The 18,104-nt window shown below is 48.3% G+C and carries 28 protein-coding genes and 1 pseudogene; 3 read left to right on the forward strand and 26 right to left on the reverse strand.

The genetic code is table 11. The annotated features are described in order from the left end of the window. Positions 1-7: 7 nt before the first annotated feature. The 7 genes and pseudogenes from B0X70_RS24145 to B0X70_RS24175 form a co-directional block, all read right to left on the reverse strand. The gene (locus B0X70_RS24145) at positions 8-1,117 is read right to left on the reverse strand and encodes a phage late control D family tail protein (RefSeq protein ID WP_418889047.1); all 1,110 of its coding nucleotides are present in this window, start codon (positions 1,115-1,117) and stop codon (positions 8-10) included. Next, positions 1,114-1,578 (reverse strand): phage tail protein, encoded by a 465-nt coding sequence (locus B0X70_RS24150; protein WP_217470532.1) that lies wholly within the window; start codon positions 1,576-1,578, stop codon positions 1,114-1,116. The genes B0X70_RS24145 and B0X70_RS24150 overlap by 4 nt, the downstream gene beginning before the upstream one ends. Then, the gene (locus B0X70_RS24155) at positions 1,575-4,217 is read right to left on the reverse strand and encodes a phage tail tape measure protein (protein WP_217470533.1); all 2,643 of its coding nucleotides are present in this window, start codon (positions 4,215-4,217) and stop codon (positions 1,575-1,577) included. The genes B0X70_RS24150 and B0X70_RS24155 overlap by 4 nt, the downstream gene beginning before the upstream one ends. Continuing rightward, complete coding sequence (locus tag B0X70_RS24160) at positions 4,210-4,329, reverse strand: GpE family phage tail protein (protein ID WP_051560792.1); 120 nt, start codon at positions 4,327-4,329, stop codon at positions 4,210-4,212. Before B0X70_RS24160 ends, B0X70_RS24155 begins: the two co-directional genes overlap by 8 nt. A gap of 14 nt (positions 4,330-4,343) precedes the next feature. Then, positions 4,344-4,661 (reverse strand): phage tail assembly protein, encoded by a 318-nt coding sequence (locus tag B0X70_RS24165; protein WP_217470534.1) that lies wholly within the window; start codon positions 4,659-4,661, stop codon positions 4,344-4,346. Positions 4,662-4,706: 45 nt separating this feature from the next. Continuing rightward, a complete protein-coding gene (locus B0X70_RS24170) occupies positions 4,707-5,222 on the reverse strand; it encodes a phage major tail tube protein (RefSeq protein ID WP_036773162.1) in 516 nt (171 codons plus the stop codon). Positions 5,223-5,232: 10 nt separating this feature from the next. Then, positions 5,233-6,404: pseudogene (locus B0X70_RS24175) on the reverse strand (phage tail sheath protein). A 236-nt stretch (positions 6,405-6,640) separates the two neighbouring features. Between B0X70_RS24175 and B0X70_RS24180 the strand changes: the two are divergent. Then, complete coding sequence (locus tag B0X70_RS24180; RefSeq protein ID WP_036773167.1) at positions 6,641-7,000, forward strand: type II toxin-antitoxin system RelE/ParE family toxin; 360 nt, start codon at positions 6,641-6,643, stop codon at positions 6,998-7,000. Beyond that, on the forward strand, positions 6,997-7,335 hold the full coding sequence (locus tag B0X70_RS24185; RefSeq protein WP_036773169.1) for a helix-turn-helix domain-containing protein: 339 nt from the start codon (positions 6,997-6,999) through the stop codon (positions 7,333-7,335). Before B0X70_RS24180 ends, B0X70_RS24185 begins: the two co-directional genes overlap by 4 nt. A gap of 388 nt (positions 7,336-7,723) precedes the next feature. Here the strand turns inward: B0X70_RS24185 and B0X70_RS24190 are convergent, their stop codons facing one another. Next, the gene (locus B0X70_RS24190; protein WP_217470535.1) at positions 7,724-7,975 is read right to left on the reverse strand and encodes a helix-turn-helix domain-containing protein; all 252 of its coding nucleotides are present in this window, start codon (positions 7,973-7,975) and stop codon (positions 7,724-7,726) included. 70 nt (positions 7,976-8,045) lie between these two features. Then, positions 8,046-8,318 (reverse strand): helix-turn-helix domain-containing protein, encoded by a 273-nt coding sequence (locus B0X70_RS24195; RefSeq protein WP_036773173.1) that lies wholly within the window; start codon positions 8,316-8,318, stop codon positions 8,046-8,048. Positions 8,319-8,422: 104 nt separating this feature from the next. Here B0X70_RS24195 and B0X70_RS24200 point away from each other — a divergent pair, with 104 nt between their 5' ends. After that, positions 8,423-8,668 (forward strand): helix-turn-helix domain-containing protein, encoded by a 246-nt coding sequence (locus tag B0X70_RS24200; RefSeq protein ID WP_217470536.1) that lies wholly within the window; start codon positions 8,423-8,425, stop codon positions 8,666-8,668. Between the two features lie 103 nt (positions 8,669-8,771). On the opposite strand, the gene B0X70_RS24205 is transcribed toward B0X70_RS24200, so the two are convergent. From B0X70_RS24205 to B0X70_RS24275, 17 genes are all read right to left on the reverse strand, one after another. Beyond that, the gene (locus B0X70_RS24205) at positions 8,772-9,224 is read right to left on the reverse strand and encodes a tail fiber assembly protein (protein ID WP_217470537.1); all 453 of its coding nucleotides are present in this window, start codon (positions 9,222-9,224) and stop codon (positions 8,772-8,774) included. Continuing rightward, positions 9,225-10,748, reverse strand: coding sequence for a phage tail protein (locus B0X70_RS24210; protein ID WP_217470538.1), 1,524 nt, complete (start codon positions 10,746-10,748; stop codon positions 9,225-9,227). It lies immediately after the preceding gene. Beyond that, positions 10,745-11,353, reverse strand: a complete 609-nt coding sequence (locus B0X70_RS24215; protein ID WP_214067420.1) for a phage tail protein I — start codon at positions 11,351-11,353, stop codon at positions 10,745-10,747. Before B0X70_RS24215 ends, B0X70_RS24210 begins: the two co-directional genes overlap by 4 nt. Continuing rightward, complete coding sequence (locus tag B0X70_RS24220) at positions 11,346-12,254, reverse strand: baseplate assembly protein (protein WP_036811392.1); 909 nt, start codon at positions 12,252-12,254, stop codon at positions 11,346-11,348. The genes B0X70_RS24215 and B0X70_RS24220 overlap by 8 nt, the downstream gene beginning before the upstream one ends. A 2-nt stretch (positions 12,255-12,256) precedes the next feature. Then, positions 12,257-12,598 (reverse strand): GPW/gp25 family protein, encoded by a 342-nt coding sequence (locus tag B0X70_RS24225; protein ID WP_217470539.1) that lies wholly within the window; start codon positions 12,596-12,598, stop codon positions 12,257-12,259. Further along, positions 12,595-13,233 (reverse strand): phage baseplate assembly protein V, encoded by a 639-nt coding sequence (locus B0X70_RS24230; protein ID WP_036811389.1) that lies wholly within the window; start codon positions 13,231-13,233, stop codon positions 12,595-12,597. Before B0X70_RS24230 ends, B0X70_RS24225 begins: the two co-directional genes overlap by 4 nt. 37 nt (positions 13,234-13,270) lie before the next feature. Further along, positions 13,271-13,936 carry a phage virion morphogenesis protein gene (locus B0X70_RS24235; protein WP_217470540.1) on the reverse strand — a complete coding sequence of 222 codons (666 nt, stop codon included), beginning with the start codon at positions 13,934-13,936 and terminating at the stop codon, positions 13,271-13,273. A gap of 1 nt (position 13,937) precedes the next feature. Then, positions 13,938-14,354: a phage tail protein gene (locus B0X70_RS24240; protein ID WP_113049724.1), complete on the reverse strand. Its 417-nt coding sequence runs from the start codon at positions 14,352-14,354 to the stop codon at positions 13,938-13,940. Continuing rightward, the gene (gene lysC, locus B0X70_RS25490) at positions 14,347-14,523 is read right to left on the reverse strand and encodes an Rz1-like lysis system protein LysC (protein WP_246593378.1); all 177 of its coding nucleotides are present in this window, start codon (positions 14,521-14,523) and stop codon (positions 14,347-14,349) included. The genes B0X70_RS24240 and lysC overlap by 8 nt, the downstream gene beginning before the upstream one ends. Continuing rightward, positions 14,495-14,857 (reverse strand): hypothetical protein, encoded by a 363-nt coding sequence (locus B0X70_RS25495; protein ID WP_246593379.1) that lies wholly within the window; start codon positions 14,855-14,857, stop codon positions 14,495-14,497. Before B0X70_RS25495 ends, lysC begins: the two co-directional genes overlap by 29 nt. Positions 14,858-14,871: 14 nt before the next feature. After that, positions 14,872-15,267, reverse strand: a complete 396-nt coding sequence (locus tag B0X70_RS24250; RefSeq protein WP_110085764.1) for a structural protein — start codon at positions 15,265-15,267, stop codon at positions 14,872-14,874. Beyond that, positions 15,260-15,583: a phage holin, lambda family gene (locus B0X70_RS24255; RefSeq protein WP_217470541.1), complete on the reverse strand. Its 324-nt coding sequence runs from the start codon at positions 15,581-15,583 to the stop codon at positions 15,260-15,262. Before B0X70_RS24255 ends, B0X70_RS24250 begins: the two co-directional genes overlap by 8 nt. A 3-nt stretch (positions 15,584-15,586) precedes the next feature. After that, the gene (locus B0X70_RS24260) at positions 15,587-15,790 is read right to left on the reverse strand and encodes a tail protein X (RefSeq protein ID WP_036811373.1); all 204 of its coding nucleotides are present in this window, start codon (positions 15,788-15,790) and stop codon (positions 15,587-15,589) included. Further along, positions 15,790-16,254: a head completion/stabilization protein gene (locus B0X70_RS24265; RefSeq protein ID WP_110085761.1), complete on the reverse strand. Its 465-nt coding sequence runs from the start codon at positions 16,252-16,254 to the stop codon at positions 15,790-15,792. Before B0X70_RS24265 ends, B0X70_RS24260 begins: the two co-directional genes overlap by 1 nt. 82 nt (positions 16,255-16,336) lie before the next feature. Further along, positions 16,337-16,750: a phage terminase small subunit gene (gene gpM, locus B0X70_RS24270; RefSeq protein ID WP_472853259.1), complete on the reverse strand. Its 414-nt coding sequence runs from the start codon at positions 16,748-16,750 to the stop codon at positions 16,337-16,339. Between the two features lie 7 nt (positions 16,751-16,757). After that, positions 16,758-17,000 (reverse strand): phage terminase small subunit, encoded by a 243-nt coding sequence (locus tag B0X70_RS26115; RefSeq protein ID WP_472853260.1) that lies wholly within the window; start codon positions 16,998-17,000, stop codon positions 16,758-16,760. Continuing rightward, entirely contained in the window at positions 17,000-18,103 is a 1,104-nt protein-coding gene (locus B0X70_RS24275; protein WP_217470542.1) for a phage major capsid protein, P2 family, read from the reverse strand. Before B0X70_RS24275 ends, B0X70_RS26115 begins: the two co-directional genes overlap by 1 nt. Position 18,104: the final 1 nt, after the last annotated feature.

Raw genomic sequence — 18,104 nt, forward strand, 5'->3', positions numbered from 1 at the left:
AAAGCAACTATACCCTATCTGAATCAGAAATTTTCACTTCCAATTGCAAGGATGACGTTAATCCACTGTCATTCAGGGTGTGTGTGACAGTTACCAGCGTCCAGTCTGCCGCGTCGATTTCGGTCTTGAAGCCACTCACCCTGACTTTCATTTCAGGGAACAGCTCTGGCCTTCCCTTCGCCAGTCGAATAGAGAATGACGCCACACCGCGCTGAATTTTCTCCCATTCTGCTTTAGCTGCACGTTCGGCATTGGCCTTGTTAGCATAGATGTGCTTCATCACAAAAACGTTACCCTCACTGCCAACCAGATAATGGTCCTGTTTTTTCTTTTCTTGCTGCGGATTGGTCTTGCTTCGCTTGCGTTTAACAGTGATATTCTCTTTTTGCTTCGGGTTACGGATATTAAGCCAATTGGCGGAAACGCCGGTATAAGCGCCCCGATCTGCCAGTGAAAAACGGTGACCGTCTCCAGACTGCCGGGTAATGATAACCGAAGGCAGGGACTGCCCGCTGGCAGCTTTGTTCTGCCCCTGTCGGATAAAAAGCAAATAGCCACTCTTGATCGTGGCAATGGCACCCTCCTGTTTTGCTAACCGGGTTAGAAAATTGCCGTCGGATTCGTTGGTCTGGTCAATATGACTGAGAGTGATGTTGGCTAGCATTTTGTCCACTTTCGGTGTCAAATCGTTACGCACGGCAATAGTGCGCACAATATCGCTGATCGTTTTCTGGTGATAAGCCACCTCGCGATTGATATTAAGCGTCGCCCGAAAATCTGCACTGCGGGCACGGATGATTATCTTGTCCGGCGCACCACTGTATTCGATTTCATCCACAATAAATTTACCTTTGTGGATCAGTGATTCCCCCTGCCAGCCCAGATGCAGAGATAACTCCGTCCCACGACGAGGCAGAGATAACAGACCATCGCTATCATTCAGTTCAATATCCAACTGGTCAGCCTCAAAACCCCGATTGTCGGTTAGATTCAGGGAAATCAACCGTGACTGAATACGGGCATTGACATTTTTGTCACCAGCACTGAGAACATACACAGGTGTATTAGTTTTGCCGGTTACCCAATCTAGTTTTAGCATATCAGGTAAAGAAATCATGAAAATAGCCCGCCCAATTTGTGTGTGACACGGGTTTTCAAGTCAGTCATTTGGGTGCGAAGGTCGCCGAACATCTCCCCTAAATTGTCATCCACACGGCGCAACGTGACGGTAAAGTCAATTTTACGAGCGGTACCATCGATAAAAAATTCACTTTTGGTCTGGTCGATACTTTCAATAATAAACATGCCGTAAATCGTGCCGCTACCATCCAGAAATGACCATGCCTTGCCACTCTCAGCCATCAATTGCAGGGCCAGCAAGGACAACTGGCCTCCGGTGATTTCAGGGTACAGGGTGCCGGACAGTATAATAGTATCGTTATTTGGCCCCATAAACTGGAAAGCAGGACGGGTACCCACCCGATTGTTAAATCCATAACGCCATGATTGTTGGTGTTGCAAGCTCTGGTATGGCGTGGTTTTCAGCATAAAGACAAATAAACCCAATGCGGCCATCATGAATAAAAGTCCTCTCTATCAGAAAATGAGCTACGGGCGCGGGCGCGTTGTTGTTGCTCACGGCGATCCAGTTCACGAGCCACCGCCTGAGCAATATCCTGTGCGGATTGTACGGGAACGGCGTGTATATGAATTTCATAAACAGATCGTTCGCTGCCCTGGATCTGGTTAGTGACCGAAACAGCCGGTGTTTGATACTGTGACGCAGGCAGGCTGTACGGGTGCAACGGGGCATTTTGGGCGCTGACTGGCGAGGCTGAACCCATCGATAGTGCCGCAATTGCCGCCAATGCAGCTGTTTGACGGCGGCTGGTGACGCGAGCAGGGCCGTTGATGATCTCTGGGCCATATTCCCCCACAATGCCAATCTTGCCCATCGGGATGTAACCACCTTTATCGAATCCACCAGCCAATATGCCGCCAATAGAACCGGTAGATTCCTTATAAGCATTCAATGCCGCCTTTTGCTTGGGATCTTGGTTTTCTCCCTGCATAAAGTCGGGAGTCAAGGCGTCTTTAACCATTTTGCCTAGTTCGGAGAATTTCTTTTTCAAGGATTCCCATTTTTCCTCAATGCCTGCCTTAAGATTTTCGACAAATTCACAGCCAATCTTCTTAAATTCGGACGGGATTTTTTTCGTGTCAATGACCAACTCATTCCATTTGACTGATGCCCGGCGCTTGATATTTTCCCATGTGGTAGAAACATAGTTTGAAATGTTGTTCCATAAGTTCTTGAACCACGGGCCAAGTTTGTCCCAGTTCTGCCAGATCAGATAAGCCCCCAAGGCAATCAAGCCGATAACCGCTAAAATGGGGTTTGTCCACATAATATGCCCCAGCCACATCACCATTTTCCCAAGATAGGAAAACACTTTACCAAGATGTAGCATTGAGCCGGTTCCCTTGATACCCAATACTGACAAGCCAAATTTAACGATTGCCAGTGGTCCCAACAGAGCAACCAATGCCAGCGTAATCGCACCAAAAACCGTCAGAATAATACCCAGCCCGGTACTCACCATCGTTAACGTTTTGGTCAGTTCAGGGTTTGCTTTCATCCATTCGCCCGTCTTGCTGATAATTTTGGTGATACGCTGGGCGATCCCACGCAGGGGACTGTCCACACCGCCAAAGATTTGAATACCGATATCTTCCCATGCCGATGACAGACTTTTCATGTCGCCGTCAAGGTTATTAGTCATAGTATCGGCGACTTTTTTGGCCTCACCTTGGGCGTTCTTCAATTCTTTGATGAGTTTCTGTAATTCCCCCGTACCGGCTCTTTCAGCCAATACCGACAGAGCGGAAAAGGCTTCCTCCCCGGCAATAGCTTTAAAAATGCTGGCACGCTGGGCGTTACCCATTTTAGTAGTTTTCTTGTCCAGCTCAGTCAGAATATCCGGCAAAGCGCGGAGATTGCCCTTGGCATCCTTAGTCTGAATATTCAGCTTTGCCAACGCTTTCGCAGCGGCGGCGGGCGGTTCAGCCAGCCGTCCCAAAATAGATCTTAGGGAGGTCCCTGCCATACTGCCCTGAATCCCCGCATCACCGAGTTTACCTGTCGCAGCGGCAGCGGTTTCAATATCGACGCCTAACCCAGCCGCCACAGGCGCGACGTACTTCATGGTATCACCCAGCATCATCAGATTGGTGTTCGAACGGGTAAAGGCACCAACCAGTACATCACTGACCCGCCCCATTTCCCCGGACTTTAATTTAAATCCGGTCAGGATATTAGAACCAATGTCGGCGGTGGCCGCCAAATCTGTATCGCCCGCCAATGACATCGCCAATGTGCCAGGCATGGCTGACCGTATCTTATCGGGAGAAAAGCCGGCCATCGCATAGAAACTTTGTCCCTGTGCGACCTGATTCGCCGTAAATGCGGTTGTGGCGCCCAAATGCCGTGCCTGCTCCCGCAGTTTTTTCAGTTCGGGCGAATTCTTGTCCAGCCGGGTTAATGCCTGAACTTTTGACATCCCCACTTCAAAGTCGTAACCCGGCATCATCACCCGCTTGGCACTGTAGAGCGCTCCGACACCCGCCGTAGTCGCAACCACACCCGTTGCGGCCATCTGGTTACTGACGTTCCGCATTTTCTGATAACGGGATCGGGCATTCGCCAGCCGTTGTTCCCTCTGTCTCAGACGTTCAAGCTGCCGCTCCTGTTGCTGGAGTGTGCTAGTTGTACGGTTGATATCTCCATTGAGCCGCCGCTGTGCCTGTCCTAACTGATTGGTTGAGATACCATTGGCGTGCAGGGCATCACGCTGGCGTTGCAAGGATTGGCTCAGGGATTGATTTTTCTCCTTAAGCCGGGCAGCAGCATTCTTTGCCCGCTGGAGCTGGTTGATTTGGGCCTGTGTCGGGTTTTGGCTGACGTTGATTTCACGGGTCAGTGCCGCCACTTGTTCGGTGGCACTACGGTAAGCCTGCCGGGTTTCGGTCAGTTGGCGCTTGGTCTTGCGAAAACCATCAATCCGGCCAGCCTGCTGGTTTAGCTCCCTGAGCTGCTGGCGCGACTGGCGAAGGGTTTCAGCCAGCCTTTTGTTGGACGCCTGCGCACTCTTGAACGGGCGGGTAATTTTATCAACAGCCTTCAGGATAACTTGCAGGCGTAAGTTTCGGTCACTCATTATCGGCCCCACTCCGTTTCATAGCCCGGTAACGCCATGCCAACAATTCAGGCAGGCCCATCTCAGTTGTCACAGCAGGCGGCCAATGAAACACGGTGGCAATATCTGCCACCAGTTCATCAACGGTTATTGATGCTGGAAATCGGACTTCACCGACTTCGGCAACAAAAAATTAACCACCTCAATGCAGAGGTTAATCAGATCGCCGGGCGACATCAGCAACAGATCATTTTTGGTCAGTGCCGGCACGGTAACACGAGGCAACACCAACATCATAGAATCGACGTCCATTTCCATCAGGGCCTGCAAACGGGCACCACGCAGTGCGCCACTGTTGGGCTTACGCACAACGACGTCTCTGATGGTGGTTGCACCACGGGTAATAGGTTCTTCCAGTGTCACTGTAGCGTGCTCCGGCTGGGCAACAGGGGTTTGTTCAATCATGGTGAATGTTCCTATAGTGATTTATAGATGATAAGCGTTCAATTGTTACAAACCAATAGCGCGTCGGTGGGCTTCCAGACGGTCAACACCACCAACGATTTCCACCATATTAACGGTGTCGATTTCGATCAGGATTTCTCCGTCCCACGTCAGTTTGAAGTAGGTGTTTTTGGCGCTGACTTTGGTCTGGCTGTTGTCGCCCTGTTTGTAGCTGCCGTGGTCAAATTCCGAAAAGCGGCCACGCATCACGACTTCGACCGCAATCACTTCCCCGGTATCATCACGCTGAAAGGAGCCGTTAAAGCGCAGAGAAACACCGTCCACTTTCTCAATACCCCACTGTCGGTAAAGTTGGGACTCGACACCACCGAGAGAAAATTCGGTATCTAGTGCGCCATCATCCAGCCCCAAGTCCACCGAGGCAGTGCCATTCATGCCACCGCCTCGATAGGCTTCAAGCTTACGGCTCAGTTTAGGAAGCGTCATTTCTTCCACAACACCGATGTAATTATTGCCATCATTGAATAAATTCAGATATTTGAGTTTACGAGGTAATGCCATGAGTAGCCCCTTAGCTGTTAATCCTGTTTGCGAAATTCATCAGGTACTGGTCAGTGATTTGCTGGCGCAACAGCAGGTTTTCCAATGGCGGGATCGGCGTGTAGTTGTAATCAATGAATAACTTGCCTGCTTTCAGGGTGTCCTTGGTGTTAGCGCTTTCGTCATACCAGCACCGGCCGTCTATCAGGTAACCATTGGCTTTTAATTCGCGCAGCTTGGCATTGATGCCCTCGATAATATCGCGTACCAGTGAAGGCATCAGCGGCTTGTCAATCGCCCACATATGCGCATCAGCCATCGTGTCAGCCAGTACTTGCGCCGTGCGTGTGTAACTCTCGAACTGAAACGACGGATCACCCGAACAGGTGCGAGAACCCCAAAAACGAAAACCATTCTTGCGGATTAAGGTCGTAACGGCGTTCTGGTTAAGCAGGTTGGCATCGGTGGCAGCATCCTGCAAATCCCAAAAGACATCGGCAGAAATCCCTGTCACACCATTGACACCAACGTTAGACAAGGTTTTGTGCCAGCCGGTTTCCTCGTCAATTTTGGCACGCAGGCCCAGCGCACGAGCCGTTGCGTATGCGATAGACTCGTTATTTTTGACCGTATCCCAACTGAGGAAGTCCGGCCAAATCAACATCAGTTCGCGCTGGTTAAAGTTGTTGCGGTATTTGATAGCGTCGGAAATGGTCTTGCAACCGTAAGCATTGACATAAGCCATTGCTCTCAGCTTTTGAGCGATGTCGGCAAGGGCTGTTACGACAGGTTGGGTATCATGACCGGGTACCCCAAAATACGCGGTTTGATGCCGAGCTGACCTTGTGCCGCAAGCAGCGCCTGCATTCCCGTTTTTTTGCCCTCGTCGGTAACGCCGCCAATGATATTCGACGTGGTTTCCGCTTCGGTTTCCCCTTGAACCACACGCACAACAACAGTCACAGGTTTGGACTGGTCAGCAATCGCTCGCAGAGCATGGGACAGTGTGCCCGTTTTGCCGGCCTTACTACTGGCAGTCAAAACGTCGGTTAGCAAGACTGGCGTGTTTAAGGGAAAAGTTTTGGTGTCAGCATCATCCGCTGTGCAGACTAACCCGACAATAGCGGTGCTGACAGTGGTAATGGTACGCATGCCCTCGTTGATTTCCTGCACGCGGACGCCATGATGATAATCTTGGGCCATAGCGAAAGACTCCCGTAATGGTGATTTCGCTATGGTGATCTCAGGGACAATAAAATTCAGTTGATTGGGTAAGTATCAGGAATAGCACAAAGTGGAGGGTATAAAAGGAGTATTAGAAATGTTCATCCTTGAGTAATCAAAAGACTCATGCCATGCACGATAAATGAAGCGACAATTCTTGTAACTTTGCACAGGTTTGTATAAAATTTTATACAGACAGGTAAGGAAGGGAAACTATGACGAAAATCAGGAGCAGTACAGAGAAAGAAATTGCCTGGATTGGCTCTTCTTATGAAGATTTGTTAGCCTTCCCTACAGATGCACGTAAAGACGCAGGCTATCAGCTTCATAGAATACAGCATGGAATAGATCCTGAAGATTGGAAACCCTTTTCTGACATCGGTTCTGGCGTAAAAGAAATACGTCTAAGAGACAGTACAGGTATTTATCGTATTATGTATGTTGCTAAATTCGATGAAGCTATTTATGTATTGCATAGTTTTCAGAAAAAAACTCAACAAACGAATAAACATGATAAGGATATCGCTAAAGTACGATACAACGCAGTTATCCAGCAGCGGAGAAATATCAAATGACCACTAAAATTGACACTGAAATTCGTAGAGTAACTCCAGCCGGACATAATATATTTTCTGAGTTAGGTTTTACTGAGCAAGAGGCTCAGCAACTTCATGCAACCTCTTTACGAGAAATAGACAACACATTGCAAATCAAAGAACAGCTAATGAAAGAAATTACTTTATGGATTGCAGATAAAAAAATGAAACAAACTGAAGTAGCAACGGTGTTGCACATTTCTCGTCCAAGAGTATCTGACGTTGTGAATAAAAAGGTAAATAAATTCACCATTGACGCATTAGTTAATATGTTAACCCGTATAGGAAAACCTGTTCAGATTACGGTAGGCTAAGACCCACATATAAAGGTGTTAGAGCAATTCAAGACAAGAGGCACCTAGAATGGGGGCTTCTTGGCATTTCAAAAGATTCAACCTTTCGGTTCAATACCTCGTTCCCGTAGTTCCTTACGCAAAATCCGCTTGATCCATATAGCTGAAAAGGCTGACCTCATAAACCAGCACCCGCTCCAACCTAAATCGGAACGTTTATCTGCGCAAAAGGAGCGCAGATAGTCCCAATTGTAGTGTTAGCCAAGTAAAACGTGTATAGACACTGCCCAACATGAAGTATAAAAAAACAATTTCAGGGGTATTAAAACCCTAATTGTTTTACCACATGGTTAACTATGTGAATCCCTCTTTAGCTACGCTATCTGATGAAACTAGTATAGATAGAAAGTTATCCGCATATTGAGGAATATCTTCTTGGGATTCTTTTTATGAGAACACTTGGCTCTAATGATAACAAATGTGCTATATGAACAAATTCCACAACATCCAATCTTCTTTCACCATTCTCAACTTTCGCAATAAACGATTGAGGGCGATCTAACGCTTGAGCCAAATTCTCTTGTGTGACTCCCTTTGCTATACGAGCCTCACGGAGTGCTTTGATAACTACTTGATATTCATCAGAGTAAATTGAAACCATATATTCAATCCTACTAAACATTTAGGATTAAATATCAATCGATTGTTGATTTATACCAAAATGGGATTTTTTATTTTATAAACTCTGATCGTTTTAGCTTGTTAGGTAGTTTTTTGAACAGTATTTTTCCTAAAATTAGTCCATGATCGACAGATAGCAAATGTGCTATATGCACAAATTCAACCACATCCAACCTTCTTTCACCATTTTCAATTTTAGCAATAAATGATTGAGGTCGATCTAAGGCTTGAGCCAAGCTCTTTTGAGTAATACCTTTTTCTATCCTAGCCTTACGAAGAGCGTTTATAACCAGTTGATATTCATATGAATAAATCGATGCCATTTCTTTAACCTTGATTAATATCCCAAAATCGAATATCAATCATTTACTTAAATATCCCAAAACAGGATAATTCATGACGTTTGTTATATGGAGATATAAAGGAAATGAATAAAAAAGATTGGCATACCGCCGACATTATCGCTGCCTTACGTAAGCTAGGCACTACCTTAGCAGCAGTATCACGTAAGGAGGGACTTAGTTCATCTACGTTAGCTAATGCTCTATCACGACCTTGGCCTAAAGGAGAATGGATTATTGGAGTACATCCCTCAGAAATTTGGCCAAGCCGATATTTTGATGAGAATGGACAACCTATTAAACGAGTTAGCCGAAATAATTCCTCAATGTGATTAATTCCCAACCAACAAATGGTCTAAGTTCGGTACAATATCGAACCTAGGCCATGTTAGCTGCTTAGACTGTCTAACTATTGGAGCCAGTTTATTGCAACCCTTATTCTATTATTCTGGGTTTTTCAGGCCAATGAATATCTGGTACTAAATTAACATCAACGCGGTTCAGTAATACCCTATATCTTTTCAAAGCGGCTAACAGCGATTTTTCCTCATCACTCGCTATCCCCAAATCTACCGCATCTTGTAACGGGGCTATCTGTTTACCTACCGTGAGCATAAGTTGCTGTTTCTTATGTTCTGCTTGTTGCTGCTGTTCCTGTCTAAGCTTTATTTTATCACTTTTTGATATTATCCATTTTTCACCATCATATTTATGATAAACGGACGGAGCACGTTCAATGAGTACTGGATAACCCTCTTTACTACTGACAATTGATAAACCGCGCGATTGCCCGGCGAGTAATTCATTGTGTTTTTCTGCTGTTATTTCAACGCATTCTTTATAAGCTTCATTATAAAAAGCGCCTTCTTTTCTGGAGAAATAAACCATTTATACCCCCCAAAATAATATATGTACAACTCTGTCTGGATTCTCATTATTGTTAGGAGTGCCAGCTTGATATTCAAATGTCGATAGTGTTGCATTACGTACTAATGTGTGGCCCGTTGATGTATTGACACTCGACATACTGGCAATATAGCCAAGGAACTTATTTTTAAAAGAAATTGGATAATTGACTTTTACCCATGATTGTTGACTGGATGCAACTTTAACCCATTGAATCATTATTCCCGTATCCCCGCATTGCCACCAACCATTTTCAGATTTTATCGCTGCATTTTGTAGCGCAAGAGTACCGCTTCGCTCAGGTATTAGTATATTGTAACGCCGCCGATTGCTCGGATCGTTAGAATAGATATGCAACAATTTTCCTTCTGAGCCGTTAATTCCTACCACATACCCATCTTTCGATTTGAAACGCAATTCAGGAAAGGGCGTTTTGCTATCAATCAGTAAACTACCAACGGTGGCGTTTTTATCGCTAGAAATACGCAAGAAAGTATTATCATTCTCTGCTCGCGTATATGCTCCCACATCTCCAGCACTCAAACTAAGGTCCCCGGTCAACGCCTTACCGTTGATTTTCCGGTTGCTCGGTACTGCTTCTTTAGCCAACACCACCGTTTCCAACAAATTGAGATTTTTCACAAAAACATTTTTGTCAGGAATGTCAGCACCGTTCTCCCTCTTGGACAATCGACTATTAGCATTATCATTAGCATCGGTCGCATTCTGGTTTGCCGTGTTTGCCAGTATGTTGACTTCATTCACACGAGAATCCATTTCCCCTTTGGTATACGCCCCAATATCCCCCGCATTCAGTGAAATATCGACAGAAAGCGCCTTCCCGTTCACCTTACGACTAGCAGGCACACGGCCATTAGCGTTATTGTCCGCGACATTTGCCAAGTCATATGCCGCCTTAACCGCCTTCGGGGTTGCCGCGTAGGTTTCACTGCTGCTGTCTACCGCGCTGCTCAAAACAACGAAACCCTTATCTTTTAGCGTAGCGTCAGGGTGGTTAGGGTTCTTCACATGAATTTGAATCGACTCGTCCACATATTCCCGCGTTGCCAGCACCACGGAGGGATCAACTTTCAATGTTACTGTGTCAGTGCTGCTGATAATCAAGACCATACGAATAGTCTGTGTACGCCCAGAGCCTTCCTGTAACTGCGGTTTGTAAGTCTCCGCGCAGTTTCCGACGGCAATCAAAATACCGTCTTTATCAAACAGGCCAATTTCCCGTATCCACCAACCGCCCTCGTTTTCGGGGATTACCTGCTCGGCAATAATCTGGTTAGTATTCTTGGGATCAACATTTAGCTCATTAATCGCCGCGCGGCGGCGTTCGTTAACCAGTTCAGTCTGTGTAGTATCTGGTGTCGGCAGGCTTCCACCTCCATCACCAACAGCCATATGGGTGATTTCAATCTTGGTACCCAACGCGGCGGCATTTGCCAGCTTATCCGCGCCCAATCGAGTTAACAGGGTAAAATATTTGGTCCTCATGACTCAATCCTCATATCATCAATAATATGCACTCCAGCCCCTACTACATCAGAGCCAGTGACGGTAATTAATTCCGGGATATAGGGGTAAACGGTTAATACATCACCGCTGTAACTAGCGACCGCGCAATAATTTTCGCCACTGGTCTCCAACTGAATAGACATACCGACCAAATGCCGTGAAGCGGGTTTGGCATCAAAAACCAACCGTTCTAGTTCTTGATAGGTGGTCTCGGTGATCCCCGTTTCCATGACGCCAATATCCAACCGGAAAGTACCGGGGACATCATTGGTTTGCCACCATTCGAGAACACGGATGAGATAACCGAATGGTTCCACTATTCGCCGGATTGCGCCAATGGTTCCCTTGTGCTGATGAACAAACATCGACGCCTTAATTGACTCGCGTTTAGTATTCTCCGGCCAGTCCATATCCCAGCGGTCAACCGACCACGCCCACGCCAGATAGGGGAGCAACTTCACTGGACACCGCTCAGGACTCCACAAGTCACGCAGGGGAACCGGCACATTTGACAGACTGGCGAGGGCTTCAGCGGCGGCCACTTCCAGCAGTGATGATCCAACAGGTAACAAACGGTTATTCATCCGCTCCCCCAATCACTACCTGCGCACGTGTGCAAAAACTCGCTTGAGTTTTATCCAGAATCACATCCTGCGCCGGAGCTTTCAGGTGAACACGCTGAACACCGGGCATATGCAAGACAGCAAAGATGGCACTGCGCACGATATCGCGGCCAATCCGGTGTTGCTCGGCAGTGTAACGCGCCAGCCGTTCACGCACAGCCCGCAATATCGGCTCATATTCCGGGGTTGGGTACAGGTACAGCACGGCATCAATTTGATAGTCGACAATCTCCGCAGACTGTACGGTCAGGCGATCCGCCACGGGGCGAACGTCCTCATCATTCAGAGCAGTATTCACGACCGCAATCAGTTCATCACTGGCCGCGCCGTTCCCCTCACGTGACAAAATACTGACGGTGACACAAGCAGGCGCCGGGCTTATCACCGATGCATCGGCAACCCGTCCGTCAGCACTGCACGCATGGTATTCATAGGATGCCACAGGGCCGGCGACGCTTAACCCCTCGAACGCTTGCGGAATGCGTACCCGAAAATCAGCGTCAGATTCCAGCACAGCAGAGATAGGCGGTATAGCGAGATTGTCAGCGGGCTGTAATACCAAACGCTGCACATTGTTATTCGCCCCCAGTTGGTCTAAGTCGCTGCCTATGGCATACGCCGCCATCGCCGCCCGCGCTGCTTCATTGATGCGCTGACGCAAGAGCAATTCCCGATAGGCGTTTTCCTGCAACAGTTTGGTGATGGGTTCGGATTCCAGCGCCAACGTGCGGGTGATAGCATCGCGATGCTCTGGCGGATACAGTGAAATCAGTTTTTCTTTTCGCTCATCCAACAGGGTTTCGAAATCCAATAGTTCGACAACCTCCGGCGGCGGTAACTGACTAAGGTCGATGGGCGGCATGGTCACCCCACAGGCACAGAAAAAACAACCGGGACATTGGATAGCTGATATTGTCCGCTGATATCAACAATCATATGTCCGGCCTCACCCTGATTGATAGTGATAGCGGTCAGGGTAATGCGGGGCTCCCATCGCTGGATGGCGGTATAGCACGCAGCCATAATTTGCAGACGTAAAGCAGGATTTTGGGGCGCATCAATCAGTTCGGACAACAACGAACCATATTGGCGGCGGGCAATGCGACTACCCATCGGCGTTAGTAAAATATCGCTGACTGACTGGCGAACATGGGCGATATCGCTGATAGCCTCCCCCGTCTGTCTATTCATACCAAGGTACATCATGATATGGGAACTCCCGATGTACTGTCACCGGAGCGCACACCGTTGTGTCGATGCGAATCCACCACAACCCCGTTAGAACTGAATTCACCCCCTACATGAACGATATTGCCGCGCATAGTGCCGCCTTTTTGCACCTCCAGACTGCCCGTAGTCAGATGGTGGGTGCAAATGACGGTGGGTGTATCCAATGTGATCTGATTGCCGGCCATACAAGTGATTTCTGGTGCAGTAACATGCACGGAAGCCGACGCGGTGATCATGGCCGTCTTAATACCGGTGACAGTTAAGGCGCTGATCTGCGGTTCATATTCCATCACGGCACCATCAGGAAAAGCGATACACACCGTTTCCGGTGATGCCGAAGGGGCCGGAAACTCATCAGAAAAAATCGCAGGCAGTATAAAGGCCGTGGTCAAGTCACCACCAAGGGATAACAATAAAACCTGCTCATCAACACTGGGCGCCCACCATGTTCGGGAACTTCCCGCTCTGGGTGTCAACCAATGCAACCAGTCAGTTTCAAGATTGCCTGTCATAACCCGGCACATTCCCCGTGTAGTATCTACCTGGGTAATAACACCGATTCGGATCAGGTTGCGCAATCGGCGCAACAGTTCAGTTAATTGTGTGTTCATGCAGACAACAATGTCACCCCAAACCCTCACCTGCACGTCATAGGGTTTGTGTACTGACTGGCACACATCCGTGGGTGAGATGAGAAAGTATCTGGTCTTCGATATGTTGAATATCGCTCTGTGTCAGTCCCAAAAGTCGCCGCGATGGATATTTAACTTCAATGTTTTTCCCTTTCATGCGCTCCTTTAACCCGAACTGATGCACACGAGCAACCGCAGTGACTTTCGATGCGAAAAAGATAACGGCTTCCCGATCACTGGCGGACAAACGTAAGTAACGCGCGGTAGCCAGTTTCTTAAACATGCGGGTCTTTTTATTGGATTTTCGGGTACTGATCCGGTCGGTTTTGACGTCCAGAAAACGTTGGATATCGCGTTTGTAAAAAGTACGCTGGCCTTTACGCTCGGCATCATAGCCGGTAATCGTTTCACCCTTCTTGCCCTTGCGGATTTGCCAATTTTTCAAGGTGCGAGGTTCACCACGCCAGATGAATTTTATACCATGCTGTACAGCGCGGGTTTGTGCCTTGCGTTGGGTAAAGCGGCTGCCGTCAGGGTTACGCTGGGATCGGATACGCTGCATTTGGCTCTGTCGCAAGTCCCGCGCAATATCACGGGCCAGTTGCTTTCGACTGGCGGGAGAAAGTTGATTCAACAAGGCGGTTAGTGTGGTATCCAAAGGCTGCAATGCGTCACTGTTCATCTCACCACCTGTCAAACGGGTTTTCAGGCTCAGAAATGGCGCTCACCGTGCTGACCGGCCCTTGCTGGGTGACCAGTATACGCTCGGTCAGTTTCAGGTCGATACTGATATCAGCGGTGTCATCATTGAGAATATTCACGTCAAAGGTAAAGCCGCTGCGGCGATTGTCAGGATGAGCGAAAATATCTGGCTGGTGCTCGCGTATCCAGTGCCCGATAACCGCCATGAGCACATTCTGATCATCGGGATAGGCTTCAATAATCAGGTTTAGCGTGTATTCATATTCGTAAGACAAGGAGAGCGCCATTGTCGCCAGCACGGTGCCATCTTCAACAAACAAATGCAGGTATTCAGGGTTGTCGCACAAGTAGGAGATCTTTTCTGTCAGGACTTTCCGCAAAGCGTTAGGCTTATTCATGTGTCACCTGTCTAATCTGTTCTATTTGTCGAATATCCTGTTTATCCAGATTGCACTGTTCAATAACTGCCAGTAACTGTGCATTCAGCAACAAGCTATCACCCCATGTCATTGTGTCGGCTATGACCGGGGGCAGACAGTCAGCGAGCAAATGCATCGGAATCGGCATCAACGGTGCCTGAACGTATTCGGTTCGCGTGCTGCTGCAACCGGACAACAGCCCTATCAGGAGCAGCACGACGGGCGCAATCATTCCCGACAACAGCGGTATTGATAACCGCCTGAATTTGTGCGGCATCCACGGTTGATCGCTTCCGATTTTCGTTATTAATCCGTGAGATATCATTGATTATCCTGATGGTTTGGAATGCGTTATCGGTAATGGTTTGCTGTTGCTTATACCGCTGGCTCAGCGTTTGGTATGCATCGTTTTTTTGCTGATACTCACCGTAATAGAGCCAGAGCAGGCCGGACACTGCCGCCAGCGTACTCAAGGTGAGCATGTGCAGATTAAACCTCATAACAGCGCAAACGCCCGTTTAATGATCGTATCAGCATACGGTTGCTGTCCGTTTTCCATTTGAATGATGGCGCAAACCAATCGGGTCATGATCACCGGATTATCAACATCAATCACCGCATTACAGGGAATACCAACCGCCCGGCTCATATATGCAATGTAATTTTCGGTATCATTTTCATTCGGGGGCGCCCAACGAGAAATTATCTGCCGGATACTGTTCAATCCGTATTTTCGTTCATAATTGCGGATAATCTTGATAATGGCCCGTATGCCGTATTCTGGTGATACAAATTGACAAAATGACGGGTCTGTTTGTGTGTCGTGTAATCCCAGCCATTTATCACCGTGGCGGATATTGCCCGGATTATGGTTGCGAACACCTCTAGTCATGTGATTTGTCTCCTAAACGTTTATTGATTGCGCGAAGGGCAAATTCACGCAGTTTTTCAACACCAATAAAACCAATGGCGCCTCCCAAAGCCGGTGAAACACTGCCGGGAATGCCAAACAGTTCCAGCCCGCTGGAAACACCCCACGACAACCCGCCACATAGCAACGGTTCAACCCAGCGTTTTTTTCGCTCTACACCGTCATAAATCAGGCGACCATAACAGATCAGTACAGCCAGTAAGGAGCCGGATATCTGCGGCCATGAATTTTTCAGGCCATTCAATAAATCGGCCCATAAATCCGGTTGCTTGCTCATTTTCTAATCCCATAATTGAATGATGGGCGTTACAGCAGCAGGCGTGATTTCAGGCAGTTCAATCTCGGTACCCTGCGGCAAGATGGCCCCAACATCAGCCAAACCGGGATTGGCTGCTAATACCCGTTCGGTGACTCCCTGTGTTCGTCCATAGTGGCGCCAGCATAAGGAATCCACGGTGTCATACTGTTGTGCCCTTACCCGCATTAGATCAGCGCCACAATGACATGATCCCGCCCCTGTATCCGGCGCATCGCCCATTGCGCATCCCGCCACAGGTCGTCAATGGTGATTTCCATTGCCTCAGCCTTTTTACTGCCGGTCTGAGTCGTGTCGATATCGCGGTAACGCTCGATCAGGTTCGCCTTGGTCAGGCAAAACACTGCTCGACGATAGAGATAAACCAACTCACTCTCGCCATTGAGAGTGCCGGCGGGAATATCGGCCAGTGATGAGTATCCCTCATCGATATGGCTCAGCCGCCAATGGTTCAGCTCGCGATTAACCTCAACAATGGCGTTGGAAATTGCTTGATGTAATCTCGGCGCGGTGACCGTACCATCTGTGCGCATCTCGTCACGGTAACGACTGATCTCAATAGCAGGAAAAAACGGGGCACTGGTCATGGTGGCCTGTTTATCCGTTGCGGGTGCGGTTGAAATAAAGTCCATATTGCCCCCTGAATAGGTGGGCGGTGAACAGGGCGTTGAGACTTCGCCACCCCGTGCCGCCCCGGCGCGTTGGCACGTTCGGTTATGCGTTGTCGTGTTTCTGACTGCGGAGCGCTCTGGCAAGTTGCTCTAAGTCTTTTTTCACGCCAACATGATTATTCAGTTCTAAAGCCCTGCTCAGCGAACAATAGGCAGGCTGCGGCTGATTGTTATCCCGCTGGCTGTAACCGAGCCATTTATATAACTCCGCCCTCACCTTATCGGGCATATCCTGATCGTGGGTGAGATTGGTCGCCCGTTCCAGCGTGGCAAGAGGCATCAGAGATTTAGCGGTATAGCAACGCTGGGCTGCTTCGGCGATCTCTTCTGTAACGGCACAGCCCGTTGTCCGCTCATGATTTTCGGGCATAGCGAGTCGGTGCTGTAACGCGTACTCGGCGATATCCAGCGCACCATCATAATCACCTGCATCAATGCGCCACAGCAGGACATACATCAGCACATCATCTTGATGACCTATGCCCCCTGTAATACCCCAGTAATCCACGGCGCATATTTAGGCAAGATTTGCCTTTTGTGCTGCGCTTTGCGCTCCATAGACTGGATTTTTTAAGGTGACGGCGGTCTTGCTCCAGCATCAGCAGCATCTGGTTATAACCGCCGTGATTTTGCAGCGCAGGGCTACTCAGTTGAGCGGCCTCGGTCGCCTGTAATCGCATTCGGTGACGCTGCCACGGGCTAGCCATTATGGTTCCTCAGTGTCGGCGTTGTGCTCAGGTACGGCATTATCTGGCTGCAACGACGCTGCTTTTTTGCTGGCTGCCAACATCTCGATATTTTCAATCAGGGCCACACCGCGATAGTCTTCAACGACATACGCCTCATTGACTGATTCGTAGTTTTCAATGCGATCACGTTTGGGGTTATCCAGCACAGAACGTCGGCGGGTGCCTTCCTGATAATAGATAGACAGATTATCCAGACGGCTAATTAGCAAGGCTTTGGGCGGGAAATACGGTACACGCACTGCGGGCAAATTACCGATACGTTTCTGGCTGATAATCACATCTGCCGCCATTTTTTCGGTGTTGGGCTGCGACTGATTGACCAACGGGAAATATTTGTCAGCCAGCAGTTCACGGCCACAGATGACCACCAGCTCCGTATCATCCTGATATTCTGGGTCGATAGCATTGTTGACGGTATCTATCACCAATGCGTCAAGATTATTGAAATCGCCGCCTTCTCCTACACGGATGGTTTCAGATATAACCTTACCGGCTTCGTCAGTGATATTGCTCATGACATGATCCGGTGCACCCTGTCGGATTTTTTCCAACCAGCCGATATTTACATCCTGCAATAGTGGATATTGAACGCGGTTTGAGGTTTTGGCGCGTTTAACCCCATTCCAGCCGATCATAATGCGGTCCAGTGCCTGACGTCTGATAATGGCGTTACGGATACGTAACTGGAAATCTTGAAATTTCGCCCACAAGTCAAGTTTTTTGTAAGGAATGCTAGTGTCAAAGTTGGTTTGTTCGCATTTATACTCAATAGCGTTGATTCGGGTCGGATCGGAAGTTTCTCGCTCCTTACTGTCGGTGTCTGTCGTCCCTGCAATAGTTGAACCGATACCTAGCCCAATCGCTTCGCCCGACTGCTCGCTGACGGGAACCATGTTAATTTTTTGCAGAAAATCGGCACTTTGCTGGATTTCCTCTTCCAACGTCTGGGCAACTGATGGATTGACTTCTACCTTGCCTGTAAATGCCGTGGCGTCCACACCGTAAATTTCACCCAGACGCATCAGAAAGGCGTTAAATTTAAATCGAGTTTCGTTCTTCATG

This window comes from Photorhabdus akhurstii (assembly GCF_019090985.1).
Lineage (GTDB): Bacteria > Pseudomonadota > Gammaproteobacteria > Enterobacterales > Enterobacteriaceae > Photorhabdus > Photorhabdus akhurstii.